Origin of the sequence: Mesorhizobium sp. M1312 (genome assembly GCF_040318115.1) — a bacterium.
Lineage (GTDB): Bacteria > Pseudomonadota > Alphaproteobacteria > Rhizobiales > Rhizobiaceae > Mesorhizobium.
Map to the genome: position 1 here is coordinate 1 of NZ_JAMYLQ010000020.1, position 26,456 is coordinate 26,456.

Here is a 26,456-nt window from a genome sequence, read left to right on the forward strand (position 1 = left end):
GTTCGAAAAATCCAGCAGAAAGGCACGACCTCGCTGTTCGGGCATGCCGTCAAGATCTGCAGGGCTTTTGCCGGCAAGGCGGTCGTCTTCCGCCCTACCGAAACCGACGGCGTCTTCGATGCCTACTTCCGTCATCAGAAAATCCAAACCATCGACCTCAACGTAAGCCAACGATAAGATGGGAAACTGTTCGCGATGTCCTCGCACACCTGTTCGCGATGTCCCCGGTCCAAACACCCCCAAGTGGGGGAGATGGCCGGCAGGCCAGAGAGGGGCGCCGTAGAGCGCTACATCGGCAGTGAGCACCATCAATCGCCCTCGTCCTCGTAGCCGACGAGATGCAGCGGCCTGGCGGCGATGCCTTCAAGTTCGCACCAGCGCACCAGAGCCTCCTCGCGGCCATGCGTCACCCAGATTTCCTCGGCGCCCGTCTCCCTGATCGTGGCGGTCAGTTCGTCCCAGTCGGCATGGTCGGATATGATCAGCGGCAGCTCGACGCCGCCCTGCTTGGCGCGCTGGCGGATGCGCATCCACCCGGACGCAAAGCACGAGATCGGATCGGGAAAGCGCCGCGCCCAGCGGTCGGCGAAGGCCGAAGGTGGGCCGACGACGATGGCGCCGGCGAAGTCGTCCTTGCCACCGCTTTCGACGGTCGCCGGCTCTAGCGTGCCGAGGTCGATGCCCTGGCTCCGATAGTAATCGCTGAGCTTGGCCAGCGCGCCGTGGATGTAGATCGGCTTGTCGTAGCCGGCGTCGCGCAGCAAACGCATGACGCGCTGCGCCTTGCCAAGCGCATAGGCGCCGACCAGATGCGCGCGTTCGGGAAACTGCGCCGTCGATTTCAGCAGTCGGGCGATCTCTTCGGTATCGGGCGGATGACGGAACACCGGCAGGCCGAAGGTCGCCTCGGTGATGAACACGTCGCATTTGACGGGTTCGAACGGCTCGCAAGTCGCGTCCCGCTGGCGCTTGTAGTCGCCCGAAGCGACGATGCATGAGCCCTGATGCACGACCTCGATCTGCGCCGAGCCCAGCACATGGCCGGCCGGATGGAAGGTTACGGTGACGCCGTTCAGCGCAATCGCCTCGCCAAGTGCTGCCGCTTGCGTCGTCCCGGCAAAGCCCTCGCCGTAGCGCAGCCCCATGATGTCAAGCGTCTGTTGTGTGGCCAGCACCGAGCGGTGGCCGGAACGGGCATGGTCGGAATGGCCGTGCGTGATCAGCGCCCGGTCGACCGGGCGCACCGGGTCGATGAAGAAATCGCCGGGTGGGCAATAGAGGCCCTCGGGCCGGGGATGAAACAGGTCGCTGGCGCGCATGGCTCCAAGATAGTTGCTAATTCCGGCGCGGGAAGCCTGTTGCAACTGACTGCTGACTCGGCATACAGGCAACTGCCGGCGGGACCTCCATCATGAAACCGCATCAGGCCTCGTCCGGCGACCCTTTTCGTTCACTGCGCCACACGTGGCGGCGGCTGCGAAAAAAGTCCGATTCGCATGCCCGAAGGGCAGGACACCGACACGGAGACGTTACATGCGCTGGAACTTGGTGGTCTTGGCATCTTGCCTGGCAATGGCCGGTTGCGCCGGCACCTCGATTGCCGAGCGACAGGACGCGAATGTCCAGTCCTCGCTGCAATATGATAGCGTGCCTTGCAATCAATTGCTGGCGCAACGAAACCGGCTGGCGCAGCAATACCGCCTTCCGCAGGATGCCAAGCCGTCCTTCTCCGATCCCGGGGTGGGCCTTGGCCCGTTCACGCCGGACGTCCGTCCCAAGGCCCAGCGCGATCTCGAACAGGCAAGCGGCCGGATCGACGCCATGAACCGGTCGATCGCCCGCCGCGAATGTGGCAAGCCGGCCAAGCAGACCAAGCTTGGCCTGCCAGGTTAGCGGATGACCCTGGAAATCGGAATCGATTTCCGGAAAGGATCATGCGCCGATTCAAAAAGTGTTAGAGCGTCCTTTGCGCGTCCAATTGGACGCGCGGCGCTCTAATACCCCGCGTCGCGATCCACGACGTTCTCGAGCTTCTCGCCGCGCTCGAAGGCGGCCATCTGGCGCAGCATGATCGGCACCAGATGCACTGGGTCGGAGGTCGCCGCCGCGTGCGGCGTGACGAACACTTTCGGGTGGTTCCATAGCCGGCTGGTCTTCGGCAGCGGCTCGACCTCGAACACGTCGAGGCTCGCTTCCTTGAGTGTGCCGTCCTCCAGCGCACGCAGAATGTCGGCGTCCTTCTGCAACTTGCCGCGCCCGGCATTGATCAGCACCGAGCCGCCGAGGCCGTTGCGTTTCCTCAATTCCTTCAGCACGCCGTAATTGATCACGCCTTGCGTCTGCGGCGTAAGCGGCAAAAGCACCACCAGAATGTCGGTGGCGTTGAGGAACGGGATCAGTCCGGCCTCGCCCGCATAGGTCGAAACACCGTTCATCGGCCGCTCGCTGCGCGACCAGCCATTGACGGCAAAGCCGAGCGACAAAAGCACCGACGCCGCCGCGCGGCCAAGCGTGCCGAGCCCCATGATGCCGACGGAGATGTCGCCGGCCGGCCGCTGCGGCGGCTCGTGCCAGATCTTCTTTTGCTGCTGCGACCGGTAGAGCATGCCCTGGCGATGGTGATCGAGCACCCGCCAGACGACATATTCGGTCATGTATTGGGTCAGGTTGTCGGCCACGACCTTGACGATCGGCACGTCGGGCAAAGTGGGATCGGCGAAGATGTGGTCGACGCCGGCGCCGATCGAAAAGACAGCGCGCAGATTGGGCAGCGACGACAGAAGGTTCGGCCGCTGCTTCCACACCACAGCATAGGCGATCGAAGGATCGTTGGCACCGTCCGGCTCGAGCACCACTTCGCGTTCGGCCGACAAGAGTTCGCGCCAACGGCCTGGATGGATACCGGTGAGGGCAAGCAGGATACGGCCTTTTTCCATTGCGGATTCTATTTCCTTTATGCGGTACAGCCTACTCGCTGACGATGCCGACCGGCGCCGTTTCGATCCTGAATGCGGCCGAGATCAGCGCCTTGGTATAGTCGGTCTGCGGCCGTTCGAAAATCTGTTCGGATGGGCCGGCCTCGACGATCCTGCCGTTGCGCATGACGATGACGTCGTTGGCAAGCGCGCGGATGACCTTCAGATCGTGGCTGATGAACAGGTAGGCGAGGTCGTGCTTCGCCTGCAGGCTGCGCAGAAGATCAACCACCTGGGCCTGCACGCTCATGTCGAGCGCCGAGGTCGGCTCGTCCAGCATGACGAAGCGCGGGTTGAGCACCATGGCGCGGGCGATGGCGATACGCTGGCGCTGGCCGCCGGAAAATTCGTGCGGATAACGGTTGCGCGTGGCGGGATCGAGCCCGACTTCCCCGAGCACATCGACGATGCGCTTGTCGCGCTCATCGGGCGACAGCTTCGGCTCGTGGATCTTCAGCCCTTCCTCGATGATCTCGGAGACCGACATGCGCGGGCTCAATGACCCGAACGGATCCTGGAAGACGATCTGCAGCTCGCGCCGCAGCGGCCGCATGGCGTTGAATGACAGCTCGTTGATGTCACGCCCGTTGAACTGAATGGTCCCGGTCGACGAGATCATCCTGGCCAGCGCCAGGCCAAGCGTCGTCTTGCCCGAGCCGGATTCGCCGACGACGCCGAGCGTCTGGCCGGCGCGCACGGTGACGTTGATGCCGTCGACCGCCTTCACATTGTCGACGGTGCGCCGGAAAAAGCCTTTCTTGATCGGAAACCAGACCTTGATGTCCCGGCCCGTCATCACAGGTTTGGCGGCAGCGTTGGCGGCGGGCGGCTTGCCCTTCGGCTCGGCGGCCAAAAGATGCCGCGTGTAGGTGTGCTGCGGCTTGGCGAAGATTTCTTTCGTCGGCCCGGTCTCGACGATCTTGCCCTTGGTCATCACGCAGACCCGGTCTGCGATCTTTCTGACGATGCCGAGATCGTGGGTGATGAACAGCATCGACATGCCCTTGCGGCTCTTCAGCTCCGCAAGCAGTTCCAGGATCTGCGCCTGCACGGTGACGTCGAGCGCGGTCGTCGGCTCGTCGGCGATCAGCAGTTCCGGTTCGTTGGCCAGTGCCATGGCGATCATGACGCGCTGGCGCTGGCCGCCGGAAAGCTGGTGCGGATAGGCGTCGAGCCGCTTCTCCGGCTCGCGGATGCCGACCTCGTTGAGCAGCTCCAGGGTGCGCACCTTGGCTTGGCGTTCGCCCAGCCCCTGGTGCAGCGTCAGCACCTCGACGATCTGCTGCTCGATCGTGTGCAGCGGGTTGAGCGAGGTCATCGGCTCCTGGAAGATCATGGTGATCTTGTTGCCGCGCACGCGGCGCAAGGCCTTCTCGTCGGTGGCGAGCAGGTCGGCGCCCTGGAACAGGATCTTTCCCGACGGATGGCTGGCGGCCGGATAGGGCAGCAGCTTCAGCACCGACAGCGCCGTGACCGACTTGCCGGAACCGGATTCGCCGACCAGCGCCACCGTTTCGCCCTTGGCGATGTCGAAGGAGATGTGGTCGACCGCCATCGACTGGCGGCCTTCCTGCGCGAAGGCGACGCTGAGATCGCGCACGGAGAGGAGTGGGGCTTCGCTCATCTGAACGTCTTGCGCGGATCGAAGGCGTCGCGGGTCGCCTCCCCGACGAAGACCAGCAGCGACAGCATCAGCGAGATGACGACGAAGCCGGAAATGCCCAGCCATGGCGCGTTGAGGTTGCGCTGCGCCTGCTTCAGGAGCTCGCCCAGCGACGCCGAGCCGGGCGGCAGGCCGAAGCCAAGGTAGTCGAGCGAGGTCAGCGTCGAGATCGAGCCGCTGAGCAGGAAGGGCAGGAAGGTCAGCGTCGCCACCATGGCGTTGGGCAACAGATGCCGGAACATGATGGTGCCGTTGGGCACGCCGAGCGCGCGGGCGGCGTTGACATATTCGAAGTTGCGGGCGCGCAGGAACTCGGCCCGCACCACACCGACCAGCGCCACCCAGGAGAACAGCAGCATCAGCCCAAGCAGGATGAAGAAGCCGGGCGGCAGAATGGCGGCGACGATCAGCAAGAGATAGAGCACCGGGATCGCCGACCAGATTTCTATGAAGCGCTGGAACAGAAGGTCGGTCCAGCCGCCGAAATAGCCCTGCAATGCGCCGGCCGTCACGCCGATCAGCGCCGAACCGGCGGTGAGGATCAGGCCGAACAGCACCGAGACCCTGAAACCGTAGATGACGCGGGCCAGCACGTCGCGTGCCTGGTCGTCGGTGCCCAGCCAGTTCCAGTTGCCGACGACGCAATTGGGGTCGGCGGCGCCTTGCGGATACTGGTTGCAACGTGTCTTGGCATCATAGAGCCAGGACGGCTTGGTGGGCGCCGCCTCGGGGATGGCGTTGTTGACGGTCCGGTAGGAGTAGCGGACCGGCGGCCAGATCATCCAGCCATGGGCATTGATCTCGTCCTGGATGACCGGGTCGCGATAGTCGGTGACCGCATAAAAGCCGCCGAACTTCTCCTCGGGATAAGCGACCAGGACCGGAAACAGGATCTCGCCCTTGTAGGAAACGAGGACCGGTTTGTCGTTGGCGATCCATTCGGAAAACAGCGACAGCACGAAAAGCACGAGGAAGATCCACAACGACCAGTAGCCGCGCCGGTTGGCCCTGAAATTCTGCAGGCGCCGCTGGTTGAGCGGCGACAGCCAGGGACGGGCAACCCGGTCCGGCGCCGTTTCGGCTGCGGCCCCGGCCATCAGACGTCTCTCCGCTCGAAGTCGATGCGCGGGTCGACCCAGGTATAGATCAGGTCGGACAGGAGCCCGACAATCAGGCCAAGCAGCGAGAAGATGTAGAGGTTGGCGAACACCACCGGGTAGTCGCGCTCGACCACCGACCTGAAACCGAGCAGGCCGAGGCCGTCGAGTGAAAAGATGTTCTCGATCAGCAGCGAGCCGGTAAAGAAGGCCGAGATGAAGGCGCCCGGAAAGCCTGCGACGACGATCAGCATGGCGTTGCGGAAGACGTGCCCGTAGAGAACCTGCCGTTCCGACAGGCCCTTGGCGCGCGCGGTCACCACATATTGTTTGCGGATTTCCTCGAGGAACGAATTCTTGGTCAGCAGCGTCGTGGTGGCGAAGGCCGACAGCACCAGCGCCGTCAGCGGCAAGGTCATGTGCCAGAGATAGTCGACGATCCGCGCCGGCCAGGACAGCTGGTCCCAATTGTCGGAGGTGATGCCGCGCAGCGGGAACCAGTCGTAGAACGATCCGCCGGCAAACAGCACCATCAGCAGGATGCCGAACAGGAAGCCCGGAATGGCGTAGCCGACAATGACGACGCCGCTGGTCCATACGTCGAACGCCGAGCCGTCCTTGACCGCCTTGCGGATGCCGAGCGGGATCGAGATCAGGTAGGACAGCAGCGTGATCCACAGCCCGATCGAGATCGATACCGGCATCTTCTCCAGGATCAGATCGATCACCGAAATGTCACGGAAATAGCTGTCGCCGAAATCGAACCGGATATAATTCCACAGCATCATGCCGAAGCGCTCGAGCGGTGGCTTGTCGAAGCCGAACTGCTTTTCCAGCTTGGCGATGAATTCGGGGTCGAGGCCTTGCGCACCGCGATATTTCGAACCGACGTCGCCGGCCACGTCGACATTGCTGCCGCCGGCGTCACCACCGCCGCCGCCAAGGCGATCGCTGCCGCCCTGGTTGGTCAGCCTGGCGATAACCTGCTCGACCGGCCCGCCCGGCGCGAACTGGATGACGGCGAAGGACACCGCCATAATGCCGAACAGGGTCGGGATCATCAGCAGGATGCGGCGCAGGATATAAGCGCCCATCAGGCTCTCTGCCTTGCCTGCGCGAAAATTTCAGGCTTTGCCAATTTTTGCCGCCTTGTCCTTGTCGAACCACCACAGCGCCTCGACCGGAAAGCCGAAATCGGGCTTCTGCTCGGGAAAGCCGAACATATCCCAATACGCGACTCGGTGATTCGCGAGATAATATGTTGGAATCCAGTCTAGCCGCGCGCGCAAGACCCGATCGAGTGCTTTGAGCGCCGTCACCAGTTCGATCCGGCTCTGCGCTTTGCCGGCTGCCTCGATCAGCGCGTCGATGGCTTTGCTTTCCGTACCGGGATAATTGCGCATTCCCGGCGTTTTCGCCATCCGCGAGTCATAGAGGATTTCCAGGCCGTCGGCAGTCGGCGTCGCCCCGATCGACCATGCGAGCAGGTTGAAATCGAAGTCGAAATTGCTCTGCCGCTGTTCATATTGCGTCGAGTCGACCTGCCGGATCGAAGCGTCGATGCCGATCGTTTTCATGTTCTCGGCCCACGGGGAGAAAAGGCGAACGATGCCATCGTCCTCGGCCAGCATTTCCACCCGCAGTCGCTCGCCCTTTTCATTGACGACGAAATTGCCCGCCCGTTTCCAGCCGGCTTCGGCAAGCAGTCTCGAAGCCGCGCGCAGCAGCTTACGGTCGTGGCCCGAACCGTCGGAGACAGGCTGCATCACCGCTTCGCCGAAAGTTTCCAGCGGCAACTCGGCTCGGAACGGCTCCAGCAGGGCCAATTCCTCGGGCGAGGGCAGGCCTTCGGCCTTGTAATCCGACCGCTCGAAGTTAGATTGCGAGCGCTCGTAGGCGCCGTAAAACAGAACCCGCTTGGTCCATTCGAAATCGAAGCAATTGGCGATCGCGCGTCTGACGCGCACATCGCGGAATTGCGCACGACGCTGGTTAAGCGCGACAGCCTGCATCGATGGCGTTTTCTCGCCGGGAAATTCGCGGTTGACGACCCTGCCGTCCTTCAGTGCGGGAAAGTCGTAGCCGGTCGCCCATACCCGCGAGGTAAATTCCTCGCGAAAATGCGTGTCCCCCTTCTTCAGGGCTTCAAACGCTGCCTGGCGATTGATGTAAAAGTCGATGCGGATACGGTCGAAATTGTAGAGGCCGCGGTTCACCGCCAGATCGCGGCCCCAATAGTCGGCGACGCGCTCATATTCGACGGTCTGTCCCGCGGCCACGCGCCCTATTTTGTAAGGTCCGGAGCCGAGCGGCGGTGTCATTGTCGAGGCATCGAATTCGTTGACCGTATAGAAGGCCTTGGACACGATCGGCATGGCGACGATCGCGAGGATATTCTGCGCAGACTGTTTGCCGTTGAAGGTGAGGTTGACGGTTGCCGGATCGACCGCGACCGCTTCCGTCATGTGCCGCAACACCTGGGAAAGGTTCGGATGGCCCTTGTCCTTGTAAAGCTTCAATGCGAAGGCGACGTCCTCAGCAGTCAGTGGCGAGCCGTCATGGAAGCGCGCTTGCGGCCGCAGGCTGAAGCGGAAGCCATTGCGGTCCGGCGACAAGGTAACGGACTCGGCAAGCCGGCCATAGACCGCATCCGGCTCATCGAGAGCGCTTGCCATCAGCGAATCGAAACAGAGTTCGGTGCGCGGCGGCGACTCCCCCCTCAACACCAGCGAATTCAGCGTGTTGAACGTCAGGAAGCTCTGATTGAAGGTGGAGTTCGGCGGTGCGAAATTCATCTGGCCGCCCTTGGGAGCGTCCGGATTGACATAGTCGAAATGCGTGAAACCTGGGGAATATTTGAGGTCGCCGAAGGCCGACAGGCCGTGCAGCTTGACGCCGGTCGGGATGGCGGCGAAGGCCCGGCCGGGCAGCAAAGCTGCCGCCGTGGCCGCGGCGCCCAGGGCCAGAAAGTCGCGGCGGGCCAGAGGGAAGCGGCGGGGCAGCGCCGCCATCAATTGCCACTCTTGTATTTTGCCGCCAGCGCCTTTTCCTTGTCCGGATCGATCCACCAGGAATTCTGGTCGACGCCGGAATAGGTCGGTTGCTTTTCCGGGATGCCGAACTTGTTCCAGTAGGCCATCCAGACCACCGACCGATGGTGTTGCGGCACGACATAGTAATTCCACAGCAGCACACGGTCGAGCGCATGGGTGGCAGCAACCAGGTCGTCGCGATCGGTGGCGAAGATGACGCGGTCGACCAGCGCATCGACGACCGGGTTCTTGATGCCGGCATAGTTGCGCGATCCAGGCGTGTCGGCGGCCTTCGAGCTCCAGAAGTCACGCTGCTCGTTGCCCGGCGAATCCGACTGTCCCAGCTGGGATATGGTGACATCGAAATCGAAGTTGTTGACGCGGTTGATGTACTGGGTCTGGTCGATCAGCCGCAGCGTGGCGTCGACACCGATCTTGCGCAGATTGGCGATGTAGGGACTGGAAAGGACCTGGTCGGTGTCGTTCCAGCCGAGGATTTCGAATTTGAACGGCTCGCCTGTCTTGGCATTGACCATCTTGCCGCCCTTGATCACCCAGCCCGCCTTGGCGAAGAGATCGACCGCAGTCTTGAGATACTTACGCTCCGCCTGTGGCGAATCGTAGACCGGCAGCTTGAATTCCTGGGTAAAGACTTCGGGCGGCAGCTTGTCGCGATACTGCTCAAGGATTTCCAGTTCCTTGCCCTGCGGCAGCCCGCTCGATGCCAGTTCCGTGCCTTGGAAATAGCTGCTGGTACGGGTATTGGAACCGAAGAACAAGGTACGATTCATGGTCTCGAAGTCGAGCGGGTAAGTCAGCGCGGCGCGCGCCAGACGATCCCCAAACAGCGGACGCCTCGTGTTGAGCATGAAGGCCTGCATCGGTTCGGGCGACGCGGTCTTGAATTCCTGCTTGATGACGTCGCCGGCCTGGACCGCCGGGAAATTATAGGCGGTGTTCCAGCGCCTCGAACTGTTTTCTGGTCTAATGTCATGCAGTCCGCCTTTGGTGAAGGCTTGCCAGGCGGCATTATCGTCGAGAAAGTAGCTGAAACGCTGGGTATCGAAATTCTCGCGGCCGATCTTCACCGGCAGCTTTGCCGCCCAGTAATCGGGCACGCGTTGCCAGATGATTTCCGAACCCGGCTTGAAGCTGGCGATCTTGTAGGCGGCGGAGCCGAGCGGCGGCTCCAACGTCGGCCTGGTGATGTCGCGCTTCTTGCCATTGGCATCGTTGCCTTCCCACCAATGCTTCGGCAGCACGACGAGATCGCCGAGAATCTTGGGCAGTTCGCGGTTGCCTTTCTGGTCGAAATGGAACTCGACCTCGCGATCGGAGATCGCAACCGCATCGGTGACGTTCTCGAAATAGCGGCTGTACATCGGGCTGTTGTCTTTCAGCACCTTAAACGACCAGATCACGTCGTCCGTGGTGATCGGCTGGCCGTCGTGCCACTTGGCCCGCGGGTCGAGACGGTAAGTCGCCGACGAATAGTCGTCCGGATGTTTGTAGGCGTCGGCGACCAGCGGGTGGCTGACGCTGCCTTCGTCGGTCGCCTGCTCCATCAGCGTGTCATAGAGCAGCCCACCGCCGAATTGTGTGAGGCCGGCGGCGGCGGAACCCTGCACGATATAAGGGTTGAAGCTGTCGAACGTGCCGAGCACCACCGAATTCAGCGTGCCGCCCTTCGGCGCGTTCGGATTGACGTAGTCGTAGTGCTGGAAGTTGTCGCCATATTTGGATTCGCCGATCAGCGACGAGGTGGTGCGCCATTCGTCCGCGAAGGCTGCCTGCAAGCCGCCGGCGAAAGCCGCCACAACCAGCATCGATCTGAGAAACGTTCGGCCAACCGTCATGCCTTCTCCTCTTTGCGATAGCTGTTGGCGGACAATCTAGATCATTTGACGCTCATGAAAACCGCGACAGCCCGGCTTTGTCGCCGCACATGCTCTTTTCCCATTAAAAAAGCCGGCTGAACCCGGCTTTTCTAAGAATTTGTCCATGACAATTGCGTTATTGCGCCGGAGCTGGTGGGGGAGCAGCAGGGGCCGGAGCAGCAGGGGCTGGAGCAGCAGGGGCGGCCGGTGCTTCACCCTCTGCCGGCTTGGCTGGCGCCGCGCCTTCGGCGGGTGCGGCTGCTGAAGCGCCAGCCGTCGGCAGCGGCTTCGGACTGTCCGACAGCGTGCGCAGATAGGCGATGACATTGGCGCGGTCCTCGTCCTTGGGCAGGCCGGCGAAGCCCATCGCCGTGCCCTTCACGAGCTTCTTCGGCGAGAGGAGAAAGTGATTGAGGTTGTCGTAGGTCCACTTTTCGGCGCCGCCCTTGGAAAACTCCTTCATCCCGGCCGAATAGGCGAAGCCCGCATGCTCGGCGATGGGACGGTCGACGATATCCCAGAGATCAGGGCCGACCTTGTTCGGTCCGCCTTTTTCGCCGGTGTGGCAGGCCTGGCACTTCTTGAACACGGCGGCACCTGCCTCGACATTGGCGTTGGCCAGGAGGTCGGCGATCGGCTTGGCTTCTGCGGCGGGGGCTTCCGGGCCGCCCTCGGCAGGCTCCTCGGTCGCCTCGATGGCGTAGCCGGGTTTTTCCGGTGCGGGGGAGGCGAACAGCGCGTCGGATATGATGCCGACCGAGAAGACGACGAACACGGTTCCGAGCAGGCCGCCGATCAGCTTGTTGATTTCGAAAGAGTCCATACGCCCCAGGCTCCCTTTTCCGGCGGACCGATCCGTCCACTCCGTCCGTCGGTAATCGTGAACCACCCCACGAGGCGGTCAAATCGGGCGGAAACTAGGTCTTTTGCTCTGGCGTTGCAACACCTATAAGGGCGCTGCCAGTGAGACCTTTTGCCACTTTTCCCTTCCTCTTTTTCGGACGCTTCATCACCCGATGTCCACGCTCATTCTCATCCCGGCCCGCATGGCCTCGACCCGCCTGCCGGGCAAGCCGCTGGCCGATATCGCCGGCGTCCCGATGATCGTCCATGTCGCCCGCCGCGCCGCCGAGGCGGGGCTCGGCCGGGTGGTGGTCGCCACCGATACCCAGAGCGTGGCCGAGGCGGTGCGCACGCACGGTTTCGAGGCGGTGATGACGCGCGTTGGCCACGAATCGGGTTCCGACCGCATCTTCGAGGCGCTGGCCACGCTGGATCCCGGGCGCAAGGTCGAAACGATCGTCAATGTGCAAGGCGACCTGCCGACCATTGACCCCGGCATAATCAATGCCGCGCTGAAGCCTTTCGAAGATGCGACGGTCGACATCGCCACGCTCGGCATCGAGATCGTCCGCGACGAGGAAAAGACCAATCCGAATGTCGTCAAGATCGTCGGCTCGCCGCTGGCGGAGACACGGCTGCGGGCGCTCTACTTCACCCGCGCCACGGCACCCTGGGGCGAGGGGCCGCTCTATCATCACATCGGGCTCTATGCCTATCGTCGCTCAGCGCTTGAACGCTTCGTCGCGCTGAAGCCGTCGCCGCTGGAACGGCGCGAGAAGCTCGAGCAGTTACGGGCGCTGGAGGCCGGCATGCGCATCGACGCCGAGATCGTGCAGTCGGCGCCGTTCGGCGTCGACACGCCGGACGATCTCGAACGCGCCAGAACCCTCCTTTCAACCTGAAACATCTGGTCAACCCGAGACATTTGGCATGCCTGAAAAAACCAACAGAATAGCCTTCCAGGGCGAGCCGGGCGCCAATTCCGACACCGCCTGCCGCAACATGTTCCCTGATATGGAGCCGTTGCCGTGCCCGACTTTCGAGGATGCTTTCAATGCGGTCGAGACCGGCAAGGCCGACCTCGCCATGATCCCGATCGAGAACACGATTGCCGGGCGCGTCGCCGACATCCATCACCTCCTGCCGGAATCGAAGCTGCACATCGTCGGCGAATATTTCCTGCCGATCCATTTCCAGCTGATGGTCTTGCCGGGCGTCAGGCGCGACGAGATCAGGACCGTGCACAGCCATATCCATGCGCTCGGCCAATGCCGCAAATACATCCGCAAGAACGGCTGGAAGCCGGTGGTCGCCGGCGACACGGCGGGCGCCGCCAAGCTCGTCGCCGCGCTGAAGGACCGCACCATGGCGGCGTTGGCGCCGGCGCTGGCCTCGACGCTCTACGGGCTCGACATCATCGAGGAGAATGTCGAGGACACCGACAGCAACGTCACCCGCTTCGTCGTGCTGACCAAGACCAAGCAGTGGGCAGAGCGTCCCTCGGCCGAAGCCAGGATGATGACGACGTTCATCTTCCGCGTCCGCAACGTGCCGGCCGCGCTCTACAAGGCGATGGGCGGTTTTGCCACCAACGGCATCAACATGACCAAGCTGGAGAGCTACCAGCTCGGCGCGTTCACCGCGACCCTGTTCTACGCCGACATCGAGGGCCATCCCGACGATCCGCTGGTAAAACTGGCACTTGACGAGCTTGCCTTCTTCTCGCGCGAAATGCGGATTCTGGGCGTCTATCCGGCCAGCCAGTCGCGCGAGCAATGGAAGGTGGCGGACTAAGTCCCCTATGGCGTGCTGACCTAGCGCTTGCCAGGTGACGGGCGCCGGGCGACATTCCTGCGATGTGGCTCCTGAAACTGACGCTCGCAGTCGCTGGATTGTATGCGGTCGTTGTCGCCGTCGTGTACGCGCTTCAGTCCTGGCTGATCTTTCCGGCCGGCCTTGCGGCGTTCGGACCCGATCTGCCGGCCGGGGCCCGCCATGTCGAACTGGCGACGGAGGATGGCGAGCGCATCGTTCTGGTGCGCCTGCCGGCAGGGCAGGCGGTGGCCGAGCCACGCCCGCTGCTGCTGGGATTCGCCGGCAATGCCTGGAATGCCGATGCACTTGCCCTCATGCTGCACCAGCTATTTCCCGAACATGAGGTCGCTGCGCTGCACTACCGCGGATACGCGCCGAGCAGCGGAAGCCCGTCGGCCGCCGCCCTGTTCGAAGACGCCGGACGCGCCTATGACCACCTAGCCAGCGATGCCAAAGCCGGCATCGTCGCCATCGGCCTTAGCGTCGGCGCTGCGGTTGCGGTCGATCTGGCGACGGCCCGGCCCTTGCGTGGCATCGTCATGGTGACCCCGTTCGACTCGCTGAGAGAACTCGCCGCTCACCACTATGCCTGGTTGCCGGTGCGCCTCTTGCTGCGGCACCGCATGGAGACGGCAGAATCGCTGCGCGACCTCGATCTGCCCACGGCCGTCATCGTCGCCGAAAACGACACCATCGTTCCTGCGGCACGTTCGGCACCTCTGCGCGAGGCTGCCCGTGATCTGCGCAGCCACATCGCCATAGCGGCTGGCCACAACGACCTCTATGGCCATCCCGACTTCGCCGGAGCGCTACGCGCCTCCGTTGCGGCGGTCACGCGCGATTAACGAGCGGTTCCCAGATGTCGGAATTCCGGATCGACCTTCGTCCTTTGCTTGCCACAATCGAAGAAGGAGACGACGAGATGAGGCCTGCCGATGACCCCCACCATCACCGCCTACGGTCACCCGATCGCGGCAGGGGACTGGCGCGTGACATGCGCGTTCGCTGGGCCCTTGAAGAAGTGGGGCAGCCTTATGAGGTTCGTCTTGTTTCGTTCAGGGAGATGAAGGAACCTGCGCATCGAGCACTTCATCCTTTCGGGCAGATTCCGACCTATGAAGAAGGCGGTCTGGCCCTGTTCGAGTCGGGAGCGATCATGTTCCATATCGCGGAGCGCCATGGTGGCCTGCTGCCGGATGATGGGAATGCGCGGGCGCGCGCGATCTCATGGATGTTTGCCGCGCTCAACACGGTGGAGCCGCCGATCCTTGAGCGCCAAACCGCCGTGCTCCTGGAGCGCGACGAGACCTGGCACGAACAGCGCCTGCCTATTGTAGAGGATCGCGTCCGTGACCGGCTGGGCGAACTTTCCGGTCGTCTCGGCGATGCCGACTGGCTCGATGGTGCGTTCAGCGCGGGCGACCTGATGATGGTGGCGGTGCTGCTCAGGTTGAAAACATCGGGTATGCTGGACGAATATCCGAACGTCTCCGCCTATGTCACCCGCGGCGAAGCCCGGCCAGCCTACAAGCGTGCTTTCGCCGCTCAACTGGCGGTTTTCACGGGCAAGTCACCGACCGGCTGATAAAGGTCAGCAATGGGGACTTGAACTCTGATCTTAGGCCAGCGGCGCGTAGTCGATCTCGAGAAACGCCTCGACCTCCGGGATCCAGCGGTCGCGGACGAAGGCGACGTGGTCGGGATGGTCGTTGTAACCTGCATAGGCGGCCTGGTCGGCGAACTCCATCGAGAAGCCGAAACGATAATCGTTCTTCGGGCTGACCTGCCGCAACTGCTCGAACTTTTCCACGCCCGGTATCGCCGCCAGCATTTTGGCGTCGGCGAGGAATTTTGCCTCCTCGGCCGAGCTCTCCTCGTGCTTCAGTCTGAACACCACTGTGTGACGGATCATTTTGCTCCCCCTATAAGTTTTACGCGCTGTCTGCCCAGTCGCGGATGAGGTTGTAGGCGATCGCTCCCATCGGCGGCGTGACCAGGCCGCCTGGATGCTCGCGGGCCAGCATCAAGAGCACTTCGTCGCGAAAGAACCAGCGGCAGTCTTCCAACTCATTGAGGTCGGCCTGGATGTCGTCGTTGAGCGGTTCGCCGAAGCAGCCGATCATCAGCGAATAGGGAAACGGCCAGGGCTGGCTGGCATGGTAGACAACGCGGCCAAGCCGGATGCCGGCTTCCTCCAGCGTTTCGCGGCGCACCGCCGCCTCGATCGTCTCGCCCGGTTCGATGAAGCCGGCAAGTGCCGAATACATGCCCGGCGCGAAATGCCGGCCGCGGCCAAGCAGGCATTTTTCGCGCGTCGCGGTTAACATGATCGCCACCGGGTCGGTGCGCGGAAAATGCTCGGCGGCGCAGGCCGGACAAAGCCGCTTGTAGCCGCCGGCCCGCATTTCGGCTTCAGCACCGCATCTGCTGCAGAAGCGGTGGCTGGCATGCCAGGCGAGCAGCGCTGCTCCTTGCGCTATCGCGCCGGCCGCCGCCTCGTCGATCAGCCCCTGCATATAGACCGAGCGATAGTCGATAGCCTTGATCGTCTCCGGCAGTTGTTCGGGATCGAGCCCGGCCGGCACGGCGAGCACCGGGCCGCTGTCGGAAAAACCGAGCAGGACGCCATTGTCGAGCGACACCCGGAGCGGCCGGCTTTCTTCGGCGCCGAACCAAGGGTCGAAGCCACCATCCCTGAGCTTCAGGTAGAGCCGCCCGCCATGCATCAGCAAAAGCCTGACCGACGGATCGGCGAGCGCCTTTTCGACGGAATCGTCGGCGCGGTTTTCCGATTGCCGGTCGATCATGTTGCCGGCGAAGCCGACGAACTGGCTCGGCTCGCGCAAGGGCGCGTCAAACAGGCGGAAGCTCATCGAGACTCAACTTCAGGATGGACACGGGACAGGCTTATAGCGCCGCCTTTATCTTCTGCGCAAACCGGCGGAGGTCCGAGCGCTCGTAGGGCTCGCGCATACCGTGCCCCCACACCGGGCCTGGCCAGCCGGGATCCCCCTCCGAGCGAGCGATGACATGGACATGCAACTGGCGGACGATGTTGCCAAGTGCGCCGCTGTTGATCTTGGTGCAGCCGGTCACGCTTTTCAGCGCCTGCGCCACCATGTTGGTCTCGAAGGTCAGCATCGCCTGGTCGAGCGGCGTCAAATCATGGATTTCCTCCGCGCCCGGCCGCTGCGGCACCAGGAGCAGCCACGGCCAGCGGCGGTCGTTCATCACCCGCAACTCGCACAAGCCGAGCCACATCAACTGCTCGCTGTCCGCCTCCAGACGAGCATCCAGCGTGAATCCGGCCTCGAGGCCCGGCGACATCGGCGTTTCCTTCACTTTTGTCGTGTTTTTTAGACTTTTGAACGCTAGTGCGGCTGCCGGTGGCCCGCAAGAGGCGGCAAGCGAATCGTTGCTTTGTGACGGCAGTTATGCTAATGGTTTGGGCATGGTGCTGATTTGCGCCAATGACCCGCCCCGAGGCGGGTTATTTTGTTTCAGCTTTCGACGCCACTCCCGGCTGATTGATCCTACGCCCTTGCATTTCATCGCCGAATTGCCGATATGGAAAGCGGGAGGTTGGTGGTGGACGGTCCACTCGCCAACCGGGTCAGGTCCGGAAGGAAGCAGCCCTAACGAGCCCGGAACGGGTCATTGTTCCAGCCTCCCACCTCTTCGCCTTTCTCCCGCGACATTGACGGCGACAAGCCCTGCGGGCGAAACTATGCGCAGGAATCGGCCGCCTGCAGGCGCGGCCCTTGGAGCTTTACGGGCGAATGAGCGAAGCCGGAAATTCGGGAACGGAAAAGGCCGCCGCCTATCGCGTTCTGGCGCGCAAATACCGTCCTGCGAATTTCTCCGAACTGATCGGCCAGGAGCCGATGGTGCGCACCCTCACCAATGCCTTCGCCACCGGTCGGATAGCCCAGGCCTGGATGCTGACCGGCGTGCGCGGTGTCGGCAAGACGACGACCGCGCGCATTCTGGCGCGGGCGCTCAACTACAAGACCGCCACCGTCGACCAGCCTTCGGTCGATCTTGCCGTGCTGGGCGAGCACTGCCAGGCGATCATGGAAGGCCGCCATGTCGACGTCATCGAGATGGACGCCGCCTCGCATACCGGCATCGACGACATCAGAGACATCATCGAGCGCGTGCGCTACGCGCCGGTCTCGGCGCGCTATAAAGTCTACATCATCGACGAAGTGCACATGCTTTCGACCCAGGCCTTCAACGGCCTGCTGAAGACGCTGGAAGAGCCGCCGCCGCACGTCAAATTCATCTTCGCCACCACCGAAATCAGAAAAGTTCCGATCACCGTTTTGTCGCGCTGCCAGCGCTTCGACCTCAGGCGTATCGATGCCGGCACGCTGGTCGCGCATCTCTCCTCGATCGCCGGCAAGGAAGGCATTGCGGTCGATGACGACGCGCTGGCGATGATCGCCCGCGCGGCCGAAGGCTCGGCGCGCGATTCGCTGTCCATTCTCGACCAGGCGATCGCCCATGGCAGCGGCGCGGTCAGCGCCGAAGCGGTGCGCACCATGCTCGGGCTGGCCGACCGCGCCCGCATCGTCGACCTGTTCGAACATGTGATGAAGGGTGACGTGGCGGCGGCCTTGGCCGAATTCCGCAACCAGTATGACACCGGCGCTGATCCGGCCGCGGTGCTGACCGACCTTGCCGAGTTCAACCATCTCGTCACCCGGCTGCGCTTCGTGCCGACGGCCCTCGATGACGCGTCGCTGTCGGAGGACGAGCGCCGGCGCGGCGCCGATTTCGCCAAGGCGCTGTCGGTCAGAGTGCTGTCGCGGACCTGGCAGATGCTGTTGAAAGGCATTCCCGAGGTGCAGTCCTCCAACCGGCCGGTCAGTGCCGCCGAAATGGTGCTGATCCGGCTGGCGCATGCCGCCGACCTGCCGACACTGGATGAGGCGCTGAAATCGCTGGAGGCCGGAGCATCGGTGCCGAATGGCTCGCCGCGCTCGAATGGTGCGCCCGCAAGCTCTGTCGTCGCAAATCCCGGCCCAGCCAGTCCCGGTCCAGTAAGTCCCGGAAATGGCGGCGCCAGCGCTGTGGCGCAGACGCGGATGCCGACGGCCAATGGCGGCGCGCAGACCATGCGGCTGGTCGAACCCGAGCCGATGCCTGCAGCCTTCGTTCCGGCGCCGGAGCCGGTCGCGGATGCGCCGCCGGTGCCGGTGAAGTCGCTGGCCGACATCGTCGCATTCGCCGACGCCCAGCGCGACATGGCCTTCAAGGTGCTGGTGAAGCGCTGCGTGCGCCTGGTGCGCATCGAGCCAGGCCGCATCGACGTCAGCCTGACCGATGACGCGCCGAAGATGCTGCTCAACGATCTGACCGCCAAATTGCGCGCCTGGACCGGCCGCAGCTGGCTGGTGTCGCTGTCGAAGGAAGAGGGCGGCCAGACGCTGGCCGAGATGGAATCGACCAAACGCGAAAACGCCCTGCTCGACGCCAAGAGCGACCCGACTGTCGCCGCCATCCTGGCGCGTTTTCCCGGCGCCAAGATCATCGACGTGCGCATTCCCGACGCACCGGAAGCCGATGCGGTGGAGGCCGAGGTTCCGATTGAGCCGGCCACAGACGAAGACGAAACCTAAGCATGATCCCGAACCGAAGGTCAGCGAAGCAAAAAGTGGGAGCCGGTTTTCGGAGAAGATCATGCTTAAACAAGAAACATATCAATCGTAGAGGAACTACGCGATGAAAGATCTTCTCGGCCTGATGGGCAAAGCGAAGGAAATGCAGGCCAAGTTCCAGGCCATGCAGGACGAGATCGCCACGCTGGAAGCCACCGGGCAGGCCGGCGGCGGCCTGATTAGCGTGACGCTGACCGGCAAATTCGAGATGAAGTCGCTCAAGATCGACCCGTCTCTGTTCAAGGAGGACCAGGTCGAGATTCTGGAGGATCTGCTCCTCGCCGCCCACAATGACGCCAGAGCCAAGGTCGAGCAGATGATGCAGGAAAAGACCCAGGCATTGACCGCAGGTCTGCCGATACCGCCGGGAATGAAGCTGCCTTTCTAAGGTGTGCTGATAGTTATGCCGGTCGATCGAGCCATGGCTTAGCCCGGCAAGCCCACTCTGCGAAGGCTGCGGCGCTGGAAGGTCATGCCGTTACAGGGGCCGAAGAGCGCAGCGATCCAACGCCCGCCAGTTGTGTCTATTAAGCAACTCCGCACACTTAATAACGCTTTAGCCATCTTTTTGCCTGAAAGTGTCTCATTCTTGCCGCAACCAGGGGCGGGCTGGCGACAGAATGAGGGGATATCTTTGATCGGGACCCGATGGAAGACGCCGTTGTTGCTCGGCGTCATCACCTCTCCGCTGTTTTTGGCCGCCTGCAGTCAGACCACCTCGCACGGCCTGTCCGTGGCCAGCCTGACCGATGCCGTCAGGTCCCGGCCCTATAGTTACACAGCGAAGGACAAGGAGTGCCTCCAGCGCGCGATGTTCTTCGAATCCAACCGGTCGAGCCGTGACGGCATGATTGCCGTCGGCACGGTGGTCATGAACCGGCTGCGTTCCGGCAAGCACGGCAACACCATCTGCCAGGTGGTCGGCGAGCGCGGCCAATTCGCGCCGGGCGTGATGACACGGCGGATGAATTCGAAGGCGATGCCCGATGTCGAGGAAGCCGCCGAGGCGGTGCTCAGGGGCGAGCGCAAGGCCAAGCTGAAGAACACGATGTTCTTTCACACCGCCGGCCTGCGTTTCCCCTACAAGAACATGCACTACACCATGATTGCCGGCGGCAACGCCTTCTATGAAAAGCGCGGCCGGAACTGGAAACCATTGCCGGACGAGCCAACGGTCGCGGTGGCACAGTCCACACCGCGGACGTCGGCGCGCGCACCAGTGATGCTCATGGCCTCCGCGGCGCCGGTCGCCACGGCAAAATTCGCCCAGGCAACCTATTTGACCGCGGTCGCATCGCAACCGGCAAAGGCGACTCTGGAGAAGGCGACGCCGGAGAAGGCGACGCTTGTGGCGATGCAAGAGCCGATGCAGGAGCCGGGCGCGGCCCGTTTCGGCGGCACCGCCGGTGCGCAACCTGTCACGTCATTCCCGGCGGCGCCGGCCGAGCCGACGATGTCGTTTGAATCGACACCCGAGAACACCGACGCCATCGGTGCGATGATCGCCGGCCAGACCCGGCCGCTGGAAGCATACTGACGACAGCAGCGTCCTTACCGTTGAACAGGGCCGCTCGCCGCAGCAGTGTTCCAAAGCGCGCGGAAAAATCCTAAACCGATGCGATGTCCAAGCGAATCGCCGGTCCCGAGATCGAACGCCTGATCCAGCTCCTGGCCAAGGTGCCGGGGCTCGGGCCCCGTTCGGCCAGGCGAGCAGCACTTCACCTCATCAAGAAGAAGGAGCAGTTGCTGTCGCCGCTCGCCGCCGCCATGAGCGAGGCGGTCGACAAGGTGCGCATCTGCTCGACCTGCGGCAATGTCGATACGTCCGACCCCTGCATGATCTGCACTGATCCGCGCCGCGACGCCGGCACGCTGATCGTCGTCGAGGACGTGGCCGACCTGTGGGCGCTGGAGCGGGCGGCTGCCATGAATGTCCGCTACCACGTGCTCGGCGGCTCGCTGTCGCCGCTCGACGGCATCGGCCCAGAGCAGCTCAACATCCGATCGCTGGTCGACCGTGTCGCCGGCGGCGAGGTCAAGGAGGTGATCCTTGCCGTCAACGCCACGGTCGAGGGCCAGACCACCGCGCATTATCTCACCGATCAATTGTCCGGCTTCGACATCAAAGTAACGCGGCTGGCGCATGGGGTGCCGGTCGGCGGCGAACTCGACTATCTCGACGAAGGCACGCTCGCCGCGGCGCTGCGCTCGCGGACGGCGTTTTGAGGACGTTGGGGGAAGGGTGCTTCTGAAATGACGGAACGCGGATATCACCGATTTGCAATCGCCTTCTTTCTCGTCGCACTGCTTGCCCTCATCCTCGCCGCCCCCGCCTCCGCCGCAAAACTCGACGACCAGTTCCACGCCTGGCTGCAAGGCGACCTCTGGCCCGAGGCCAGCGCCAAAGGCATCTCCAGAAAAACCTTCGACGCCGCCTTCGACGGCGTCAAACCGAACCTCAAACTGCCCGACCTGGTGATGCCGGGCAAAAAGGCGAAGACGCCGCAAAAGCAGCATCAGGCGGAGTTCGGTTCACCTGGCGCCTATTTCGCCGAAAAAACGGTCCGCGCTGTCACCGCTGGTGGCCGCACGCGCAAGGCGGTCAATGCCAGGACCATCGCCGCGATCGAGAAGCGCTACGGCGTGCCGGGCGAGGTGCTGCTGGCGATCTGGGGTCGCGAGAGCGGCTTTGGCGCGGCAAAAATGCCTTACAATGCTTTCGAAGTTCTGGGCACCAAGGCGTTCATGGCGACCAGGAAGGATTTCTTCCGCACCGAGCTTATGGCGGCACTCGAGATCGTCGAGCGTGGGCTGGCCCCGGTCGGTGCGATGAAGTCCTCCTGGGCAGGCGCGCTCGGCCAGCCGCAGTTCATGCCGACTTCGTTCCTGAACCATGCCGTCGATTTCGATGGCGACGGTCGGGTCGACATCTGGAACTCGGTGCCGGACACGCTGGCCTCGATCGCCAACTATCTCGTCCACTATGGCTGGATTAAAGGCCGCGGCTGGGGCTTCGAGGTGACGGTGCCGGAAGCGGTCTCCTGCTCGCTCGAAGGTCCGGACCAGGGCAAGAGGATTTCCGAGTGGGCTGATATGGGCGTCAAACGCGTCGCGGCAAGACCGTTTCCGGCGCGCGAGTTGAAGGCCGAAGGCTTTCTTTTGATGCCGGCCGGCCGCAGCGGTCCAGCCTTCATCGTCACGCCCAATTTCTACGTGCTGAAGCAATACAACACCAGCGATCTCTACGCCCTGTTCATCGGCCACGGCGCTGACCGCATCGCGAATGGCGACAGTAATTTTTCAGGGCGTTGGGGTGCGGTCGGCGGGCTCCACAGGTCTGATATCGCCGCCTTGCAGCGGGCGCTGGAGGCCGAGGGCTACGATGTCGGCAGCGCCGACGGTCTGCCCGGTTTCAAGACGCGCCGCTCGATCGGCAAGTGGCAGGCCGGGAACGGTCGCGCCGCCACCTGTTTTCCCGACGCCGACCTGGTCACCGCATTGAAATAGCTGCACTCCGAGCGTCGCTCCCGGCCATGGTGGCTGCCTGATCTGGCCCAACCAACAGTCTTGTAAATGCTCGTTGCCGTGCTTGAAAGCGCCGGATATGGTGAGGCGGAACTGGGCAAAAATTGCCGCGACAACCGGTCCAGGGGCCATCGTTCGGTTAGAGCGCCGCGCGTCCGTTGGACGCGCAAAGGACGCTCTAAGACTTTGACCTACACATCGTGCTTTCCGAAAATCGATTCCGATTTTCGGGCCGATGTGGCAAAAGAACGCTGCAACCCTGAGCCGGGAACTCAGGTCAACAAAAACAGGGAACAGTTAAAAATGATGATGGAAAAGTTTGCTCTACGCTCCCGCTTCTTGCTCGCGGGCGCAGCCATGTCCGCGCTGCTTCTGGCCGGCGCACCTGCCTTTGCGGTCACGCCCGCCGACACGCTGGTCGAGGGTTTCGCTATCGACGACATCATCTCCATGGATCCGGGCGAAGCGTTCGAGCTGTCGACCGCCGAGGTCACCGGCAACACCTACGATCTTCTTGTCCGCCTTGATCTCAGCGATACCTCCAAGGTCAAGGGCGATCTCGCCGAAAGCTGGAGCGTTTCCGACGACGGACTGACTTACACCTTCAAGCTCAAGCCCGGCCTGAAGTTCGCTTCGGGCAATCCGATCACCGCGGCGGACGTCGCCTATTCGTTCGAACGCGCCATCAAGCTCGACAAGAGTCCGGCGTTCATCATCGGACAGTTCGGCATCAACGGCGACAACGTCACTGAGAAGGCCAAGGCCATCGATGACACGACGTTCCAGTTCACCGTCGACAAGGCCTATGCGCCGAGCTTCGTCCTGAACTGCCTGTCGGCAACCGTCGCCTCGGTCGTCGACGCCAAGCTGGTCAAGGAACATGTCGCCGCGGTCACGCCGAGTGCCGACTACAAATACGACAATGACTTCGGCAACGCCTGGCTGAAGACCGGCTATGCCGGCTCCGGCGCCTTCAAGCTGCGAGAATGGCGGGCCAATGAGGTCGTCGTTATGGAGCGTAACGACAATTATCATGGCGAAAAGGCCAAGCTTGCCCGCGTCATCTACCGCAACATGAAGGAAAGCTCGGGCCAGCGCCTGGCGCTGGAGGCTGGCGACATCGACGTTGCCCGCAACCTCGAGCCGAACGACCTCGACGCCATCGCCAAGAACGCTGATCTCACCACCACCAGCGCGCCGAAGGGCACGGTCTTTTACATCAGCCTTAATCAGAAGAACCCGAACCTCGCCAAGCCAGAGGTTCGCCAGGCCTTCAAATATCTTGTCGACTATGATGCCTTGAGCTCGACGATCCTCAAGGGCATTGGCGAGATCCACCAAACCTTCCTGCCAAAAGGCGTGCTCGGCGAGCTGGACGAAAATCCGTTCAAATTCGATCTCGCCAAGGCCAAGGAACTGCTCGCCAAGGCCGGCTTGGCCGACGGCTTCAGCGTCACCATGGACGTACGCAACACCCAGCCGGTGACCGGGATGGCGGAATCGTTCCAGCAGACGCTCGGCCAGGCCGGCGTCAAGCTGGAGATCATTCCCGGCGACGGCAAGCAGACGCTGACCAAATACCGCGCCCGCAACCACGACATCTATATCGGCCAGTGGGGCCAGGATTATTTCGATCCGAACTCCAACGCGCAGACCTTCGCCAGCAACCCCGACAATTCGGATGAAGGCAAGACCAAGACCCTGGCCTGGCGCAACGCCTGGGACATTCCGGAATTGACCAAGCAGACGGAAGCGGCCCTGCTCGAGAAGGATCCGGCCAAGCGCGCCGCTATGTACCAGGATCTGCAGAGGAAGATTCTCGAAACCAGCCCTTTCATCATCGTCCACCAGCAGCTGGAAGTGGCCGGCCTGCGCAAGAACCTCAAGGGCTTTGCGCTCGGCCCGAGCTTCGACACCAATTTCGTCGGCCAGATCTCCAAGGAGTGATGCCGGCGGACGCGCCGCATGAGCACTGTTGAAAGCGAAGCGACAGCGGGGCGCGGCAGCGCCCGTGCTGTCGCTGTCGCGTCGTCGATCGCCCGTTTCCTGGTCATTGCGATAACCACCTATCTCGGCCTTCTCGCGGTGACCTTCTTCATCGGCCGGGTGATCCCGATCGACCCGGTGCTGGCGGTGCTCGGCGATCGGGCGCCGGCCAATGTCGTCGAGCGCACCCGCCGCGAGATGGGGCTCGACCTGCCATTGATCGAGCAGTTCTACATCTATGTGAAAAATGCCCTGAACGGCAATTTCGGCACCTCGGTGCTGACCACCAATCCTGTCATGACCGACATTCGCCGCGCCTTTCCGGCGACGATCGAGCTGGCGACGCTGGGAACTCTGATCGGTGCATTCCTTGGTGTGCCGCTTGGCGTGCTGGCCGCGGTCCGGCGCGGCAGCATCATCGACCAGATCGTGCGCATCATCGGCCTGGTCGGCTACTCCGTGCCGATCTTCTGGCTGGGATTGCTGGCGCTCGTGCTGTTCTATGCCAAGCTGCAATGGGTGGCTTTTCCCGGCCGCCTCGATATCGTCTACGAATACACCTTCACGCCGATCACCGGCTTTTATCTGTTGGATGCGCTGTGGCAGCGACAGTGGGATGTGTTTCGCGATGCCTTTCGCCACATCATCCTGCCGGCCTCGCTGCTTGGCTGTTTCTCGCTCGCCTACATCAGCCGGATGACGCGATCGTTCATGCTGAACGAGCTTGCCCAGGAATATATCGTTGCGGCGCGCGCCAAGGGCCTGTCGGAAACACGCATCATCTGGGGCCACGCGCTGCGCAACGCGGCGGTGCCGATGGTCACCGTGATCGCGCTTTCCTATGCCGGCCTGCTCGAAGGCTCGGTGCTGACCGAGACCGTGTTTTCATGGCCGGGTATCGGCCTCTACATCACCAATTCCCTGCAGAACGCCGACATGAACGCCGTTCTCGGCGGCACCATCATCATCGGCTCGGTCTTCATCGGCATCAATCTGCTGTCGGACCTGCTCTACCGGGTGCTTGATCCGAGGACCAAAGTGAGATGAGCGCAGAAGCGATACAAAGCCGTCGCGACTGGCTGCTCAGCGAGCGGCCGGCGTCGCGCATGCAGGCAAGGCTTGGCCGCGCCTACGTGGCGTGGCGACGCTTTTCCGCCAACCGGCTGGCGTTTCTCGGTCTGCTCATCATCATCGCTTTGCTGGTGGTCGCCGCCCTTGCCGATGTGCTGGCGCCCTATTCGCCGACATTCGGCGACCTCAAGGGTTCGCGCCTGCTGGCGCCAAGTGCCGAGCACTGGTTCGGCACCGACGACCTCGGCCGCGACATCCTTTCGCGCGTCATCTTCGGCTCGCGATGGACGCTTTACGTCGTCATCCTCGTCGCCGTCATCGCCGCCCCGATCGGCCTGCTGGTCGGCACGGTCGCCGGCTATGCCGGCGGCTGGATCGATGCGATCCTGATGCGCATCACCGACATCTTTCTGGCCTTTCCGAAGCTGATCCTGGCGCTGGCCTTTGTCGCCGCACTTGGCCCCGGCATCGAGAATGCGGTGCTCGCCATCGCCATCACCTCGTGGCCGCCTTACGCGCGAATTGCCCGTGCCGAAACGCTCACCGTGCGCAATTCGGATTACATCAAGGCGGTGCAATTGATGGGCGCCTCGCCGTTCCGCATCGTGCTGCGCCACATCATGCCGCTCTGCATATCCTCGCTGATCGTCAGGGTAACGCTCGACATGGCCGGCATCATCCTGACCGCCGCCGGTCTCGGCTTCCTCGGCCTCGGCGCGCAACCGCCGCTGCCGGAATGGGGCGCGATGATCGCGTCGGGCCGCCGCTTCGTGCTCGACCAATGGTGGGTGGCCGGTGCACCGGGCTTTGCCATCCTCTTCGTCAGCCTCGGCTTCAACCTGCTCGGCGACGGCCTGCGCGACGCGCTCGACCCCCGGAGTGGTGATCAATGAGCGGCGACCAATGAGT

The 26,456-nt window shown here is 62.9% G+C and carries 25 protein-coding genes and 1 other RNA gene; 15 read left to right on the plus strand and 11 right to left on the minus strand.

The genetic code is table 11. From position 1 onward, the window contains the following. Positions 1 to 9: 9 nt before the first annotated feature. Positions 10 to 177 carry a hypothetical protein gene (locus NKH36_RS34875; protein ID WP_502912088.1) on the plus strand — a complete coding sequence of 56 codons (168 nt, stop codon included), beginning with the start codon at positions 10 to 12 and terminating at the stop codon, positions 175 to 177. Positions 178 to 308: 131 nt separating this feature from the next. Here the strand turns inward: NKH36_RS34875 and NKH36_RS21535 are convergent, their stop codons facing one another. Beyond that, entirely contained in the window at positions 309 to 1,319 is a 1,011-nt protein-coding gene (locus NKH36_RS21535; RefSeq protein WP_352962479.1) for a ligase-associated DNA damage response exonuclease, read from the minus strand. Between the two features lie 214 nt (positions 1,320 to 1,533). Here NKH36_RS21535 and NKH36_RS21540 point away from each other — a divergent pair, with 214 nt between their 5' ends. Beyond that, the gene (locus NKH36_RS21540; protein WP_352962476.1) at positions 1,534 to 1,893 is read left to right on the plus strand and encodes a hypothetical protein; all 360 of its coding nucleotides are present in this window, start codon (positions 1,534 to 1,536) and stop codon (positions 1,891 to 1,893) included. Positions 1,894 to 1,994: 101 nt separating this feature from the next. Here the strand turns inward: NKH36_RS21540 and NKH36_RS21545 are convergent, their stop codons facing one another. From NKH36_RS21545 to NKH36_RS21575, 7 genes are all read right to left on the minus strand, one after another. Further along, positions 1,995 to 2,936 carry a 2-hydroxyacid dehydrogenase gene (locus NKH36_RS21545; RefSeq protein ID WP_352962473.1) on the minus strand — a complete coding sequence of 314 codons (942 nt, stop codon included), beginning with the start codon at positions 2,934 to 2,936 and terminating at the stop codon, positions 1,995 to 1,997. 31 nt (positions 2,937 to 2,967) lie between these two features. Beyond that, complete coding sequence (locus NKH36_RS21550) at positions 2,968 to 4,599, minus strand: ABC transporter ATP-binding protein (RefSeq protein ID WP_352962470.1); 1,632 nt, start codon at positions 4,597 to 4,599, stop codon at positions 2,968 to 2,970. Then, positions 4,596 to 5,735, minus strand: coding sequence for an ABC transporter permease (locus NKH36_RS21555; protein ID WP_352962467.1), 1,140 nt, complete (start codon positions 5,733 to 5,735; stop codon positions 4,596 to 4,598). The genes NKH36_RS21550 and NKH36_RS21555 overlap by 4 nt, the downstream gene beginning before the upstream one ends. Then, complete coding sequence (locus NKH36_RS21560) at positions 5,735 to 6,829, minus strand: microcin C ABC transporter permease YejB (RefSeq protein ID WP_352962464.1); 1,095 nt, start codon at positions 6,827 to 6,829, stop codon at positions 5,735 to 5,737. Before NKH36_RS21560 ends, NKH36_RS21555 begins: the two co-directional genes overlap by 1 nt. 30 nt (positions 6,830 to 6,859) lie before the next feature. Beyond that, complete coding sequence (locus NKH36_RS21565) at positions 6,860 to 8,746, minus strand: extracellular solute-binding protein (RefSeq protein WP_352962461.1); 1,887 nt, start codon at positions 8,744 to 8,746, stop codon at positions 6,860 to 6,862. Then, positions 8,746 to 10,623, minus strand: a complete 1,878-nt coding sequence (locus NKH36_RS21570; protein ID WP_352962458.1) for an extracellular solute-binding protein — start codon at positions 10,621 to 10,623, stop codon at positions 8,746 to 8,748. Before NKH36_RS21570 ends, NKH36_RS21565 begins: the two co-directional genes overlap by 1 nt. 157 nt (positions 10,624 to 10,780) lie before the next feature. After that, entirely contained in the window at positions 10,781 to 11,467 is a 687-nt protein-coding gene (locus tag NKH36_RS21575; protein ID WP_352962455.1) for a c-type cytochrome, read from the minus strand. Positions 11,468 to 11,660: 193 nt separating this feature from the next. Here NKH36_RS21575 and NKH36_RS21580 point away from each other — a divergent pair, with 193 nt between their 5' ends. The 4 genes from NKH36_RS21580 (at position 11,661) to NKH36_RS21595 (ending at position 14,887) form a co-directional block, all read left to right on the plus strand. Beyond that, positions 11,661 to 12,389: a 3-deoxy-manno-octulosonate cytidylyltransferase gene (locus NKH36_RS21580; protein WP_352964384.1), complete on the plus strand. Its 729-nt coding sequence runs from the start codon at positions 11,661 to 11,663 to the stop codon at positions 12,387 to 12,389. Positions 12,390 to 12,417: 28 nt separating this feature from the next. Continuing rightward, positions 12,418 to 13,281 carry a prephenate dehydratase gene (locus NKH36_RS21585; RefSeq protein WP_352962450.1) on the plus strand — a complete coding sequence of 288 codons (864 nt, stop codon included), beginning with the start codon at positions 12,418 to 12,420 and terminating at the stop codon, positions 13,279 to 13,281. A 62-nt stretch (positions 13,282 to 13,343) separates the two neighbouring features. Then, positions 13,344 to 14,147 carry an alpha/beta hydrolase gene (locus NKH36_RS21590; protein ID WP_352962447.1) on the plus strand — a complete coding sequence of 268 codons (804 nt, stop codon included), beginning with the start codon at positions 13,344 to 13,346 and terminating at the stop codon, positions 14,145 to 14,147. Positions 14,148 to 14,224: 77 nt separating this feature from the next. Beyond that, on the plus strand, positions 14,225 to 14,887 hold the full coding sequence (locus NKH36_RS21595; RefSeq protein ID WP_502912084.1) for a glutathione S-transferase family protein: 663 nt from the start codon (positions 14,225 to 14,227) through the stop codon (positions 14,885 to 14,887). 33 nt (positions 14,888 to 14,920) lie between these two features. Here NKH36_RS21595 and NKH36_RS21600 read toward each other — a convergent pair whose 3' ends face one another. Genes NKH36_RS21600 through NKH36_RS21610 form a run of 3 tightly spaced genes read right to left on the minus strand, consistent with a single transcriptional unit; the run spans position 14,921 to position 16,629 of the window. Then, a complete protein-coding gene (locus NKH36_RS21600; protein ID WP_352962444.1) occupies positions 14,921 to 15,214 on the minus strand; it encodes a Dabb family protein in 294 nt (97 codons plus the stop codon). A gap of 19 nt (positions 15,215 to 15,233) precedes the next feature. Beyond that, the gene (gene nudC, locus NKH36_RS21605; RefSeq protein WP_352962441.1) at positions 15,234 to 16,175 is read right to left on the minus strand and encodes an NAD(+) diphosphatase; all 942 of its coding nucleotides are present in this window, start codon (positions 16,173 to 16,175) and stop codon (positions 15,234 to 15,236) included. A gap of 34 nt (positions 16,176 to 16,209) precedes the next feature. Then, positions 16,210 to 16,629, minus strand: coding sequence for an HIT domain-containing protein (locus NKH36_RS21610; RefSeq protein ID WP_023802081.1), 420 nt, complete (start codon positions 16,627 to 16,629; stop codon positions 16,210 to 16,212). A gap of 250 nt (positions 16,630 to 16,879) precedes the next feature. On the opposite strand from NKH36_RS21610, the gene ffs reads away from it, so the two are divergent. The 9 genes from ffs to nikC all read left to right on the plus strand — a co-directional run bounded on the left by ffs (position 16,880) and on the right by nikC (position 26,440). Next, positions 16,880 to 16,976, plus strand: an RNA gene (gene ffs / locus NKH36_RS21615) — signal recognition particle sRNA small type. A 105-nt stretch (positions 16,977 to 17,081) separates the two neighbouring features. After that, positions 17,082 to 18,926 carry a DNA polymerase III subunit gamma/tau gene (locus NKH36_RS21620; RefSeq protein ID WP_352962438.1) on the plus strand — a complete coding sequence of 615 codons (1,845 nt, stop codon included), beginning with the start codon at positions 17,082 to 17,084 and terminating at the stop codon, positions 18,924 to 18,926. A gap of 103 nt (positions 18,927 to 19,029) precedes the next feature. Continuing rightward, positions 19,030 to 19,353: a YbaB/EbfC family nucleoid-associated protein gene (locus NKH36_RS21625; RefSeq protein WP_352962435.1), complete on the plus strand. Its 324-nt coding sequence runs from the start codon at positions 19,030 to 19,032 to the stop codon at positions 19,351 to 19,353. A gap of 246 nt (positions 19,354 to 19,599) precedes the next feature. Then, positions 19,600 to 20,502, plus strand: coding sequence for a cell wall hydrolase (locus tag NKH36_RS21630; RefSeq protein ID WP_352964389.1), 903 nt, complete (start codon positions 19,600 to 19,602; stop codon positions 20,500 to 20,502). A gap of 83 nt (positions 20,503 to 20,585) precedes the next feature. Then, complete coding sequence (recR, locus tag NKH36_RS21635) at positions 20,586 to 21,191, plus strand: recombination mediator RecR (protein ID WP_023802085.1); 606 nt, start codon at positions 20,586 to 20,588, stop codon at positions 21,189 to 21,191. A gap of 27 nt (positions 21,192 to 21,218) precedes the next feature. Then, positions 21,219 to 22,472, plus strand: a complete 1,254-nt coding sequence (locus tag NKH36_RS21640; RefSeq protein WP_352962429.1) for a lytic murein transglycosylase — start codon at positions 21,219 to 21,221, stop codon at positions 22,470 to 22,472. 321 nt (positions 22,473 to 22,793) lie between these two features. Continuing rightward, positions 22,794 to 24,437, plus strand: coding sequence for an ABC transporter substrate-binding protein (locus NKH36_RS21645; protein WP_352962427.1), 1,644 nt, complete (start codon positions 22,794 to 22,796; stop codon positions 24,435 to 24,437). An 18-nt stretch (positions 24,438 to 24,455) separates the two neighbouring features. Beyond that, complete coding sequence (locus NKH36_RS21650) at positions 24,456 to 25,523, plus strand: ABC transporter permease (RefSeq protein WP_352962425.1); 1,068 nt, start codon at positions 24,456 to 24,458, stop codon at positions 25,521 to 25,523. Then, positions 25,520 to 26,440: a nickel transporter permease gene (gene nikC, locus NKH36_RS21655; RefSeq protein WP_352962422.1), complete on the plus strand. Its 921-nt coding sequence runs from the start codon at positions 25,520 to 25,522 to the stop codon at positions 26,438 to 26,440. Before NKH36_RS21650 ends, nikC begins: the two co-directional genes overlap by 4 nt. Positions 26,441 to 26,456: the final 16 nt, after the last annotated feature.

Excerpts from the sequence above, each read along its gene's own strand:
- NKH36_RS21535 (WP_352962479.1), bottom strand. The coding sequence starts at position 1,319 with ATGCGCGCCAGCGACCTGTTTCATCCCCGGCCCGAGGGCCTCTATTGC.
- NKH36_RS21540 (WP_352962476.1), top strand. The coding sequence starts at position 1,534 with ATGCGCTGGAACTTGGTGGTCTTGGCATCTTGCCTGGCAATGGCCGGT.
- NKH36_RS21545 (WP_352962473.1), bottom strand. The coding sequence starts at position 2,936 with ATGGAAAAAGGCCGTATCCTGCTTGCCCTCACCGGTATCCATCCAGGC.
- NKH36_RS21550 (WP_352962470.1), bottom strand. The coding sequence starts at position 4,599 with ATGAGCGAAGCCCCACTCCTCTCCGTGCGCGATCTCAGCGTCGCCTTC.
- NKH36_RS21555 (WP_352962467.1), bottom strand. The coding sequence starts at position 5,735 with ATGGCCGGGGCCGCAGCCGAAACGGCGCCGGACCGGGTTGCCCGTCCC.
- NKH36_RS21560 (WP_352962464.1), bottom strand. The coding sequence starts at position 6,829 with ATGGGCGCTTATATCCTGCGCCGCATCCTGCTGATGATCCCGACCCTG.
- NKH36_RS21565 (WP_352962461.1), bottom strand. The coding sequence starts at position 8,746 with ATGGCGGCGCTGCCCCGCCGCTTCCCTCTGGCCCGCCGCGACTTTCTG.
- NKH36_RS21570 (WP_352962458.1), bottom strand. The coding sequence starts at position 10,623 with ATGACGGTTGGCCGAACGTTTCTCAGATCGATGCTGGTTGTGGCGGCT.
- NKH36_RS21575 (WP_352962455.1), bottom strand. The coding sequence starts at position 11,467 with ATGGACTCTTTCGAAATCAACAAGCTGATCGGCGGCCTGCTCGGAACC.
- NKH36_RS21580 (WP_352964384.1), top strand. The coding sequence starts at position 11,661 with ATGTCCACGCTCATTCTCATCCCGGCCCGCATGGCCTCGACCCGCCTG.
- NKH36_RS21585 (WP_352962450.1), top strand. The coding sequence starts at position 12,418 with ATGCCTGAAAAAACCAACAGAATAGCCTTCCAGGGCGAGCCGGGCGCC.
- NKH36_RS21590 (WP_352962447.1), top strand. The coding sequence starts at position 13,344 with ATGTGGCTCCTGAAACTGACGCTCGCAGTCGCTGGATTGTATGCGGTC.
- NKH36_RS21595 (WP_502912084.1), top strand. The coding sequence starts at position 14,225 with ATGAGGCCTGCCGATGACCCCCACCATCACCGCCTACGGTCACCCGAT.
- NKH36_RS21600 (WP_352962444.1), bottom strand. The coding sequence starts at position 15,214 with ATGATCCGTCACACAGTGGTGTTCAGACTGAAGCACGAGGAGAGCTCG.
- nudC (WP_352962441.1), bottom strand. The coding sequence starts at position 16,175 with ATGAGCTTCCGCCTGTTTGACGCGCCCTTGCGCGAGCCGAGCCAGTTC.
- NKH36_RS21610 (WP_023802081.1), bottom strand. The coding sequence starts at position 16,629 with ATGTCGCCGGGCCTCGAGGCCGGATTCACGCTGGATGCTCGTCTGGAG.
- NKH36_RS21620 (WP_352962438.1), top strand. The coding sequence starts at position 17,082 with ATGAGCGAAGCCGGAAATTCGGGAACGGAAAAGGCCGCCGCCTATCGC.
- NKH36_RS21625 (WP_352962435.1), top strand. The coding sequence starts at position 19,030 with ATGAAAGATCTTCTCGGCCTGATGGGCAAAGCGAAGGAAATGCAGGCC.
- recR (WP_023802085.1), top strand. The coding sequence starts at position 20,586 with ATGTCCAAGCGAATCGCCGGTCCCGAGATCGAACGCCTGATCCAGCTC.
- NKH36_RS21640 (WP_352962429.1), top strand. The coding sequence starts at position 21,219 with ATGACGGAACGCGGATATCACCGATTTGCAATCGCCTTCTTTCTCGTC.
- NKH36_RS21645 (WP_352962427.1), top strand. The coding sequence starts at position 22,794 with ATGATGATGGAAAAGTTTGCTCTACGCTCCCGCTTCTTGCTCGCGGGC.
- NKH36_RS21650 (WP_352962425.1), top strand. The coding sequence starts at position 24,456 with ATGAGCACTGTTGAAAGCGAAGCGACAGCGGGGCGCGGCAGCGCCCGT.
- nikC (WP_352962422.1), top strand. The coding sequence starts at position 25,520 with ATGAGCGCAGAAGCGATACAAAGCCGTCGCGACTGGCTGCTCAGCGAG.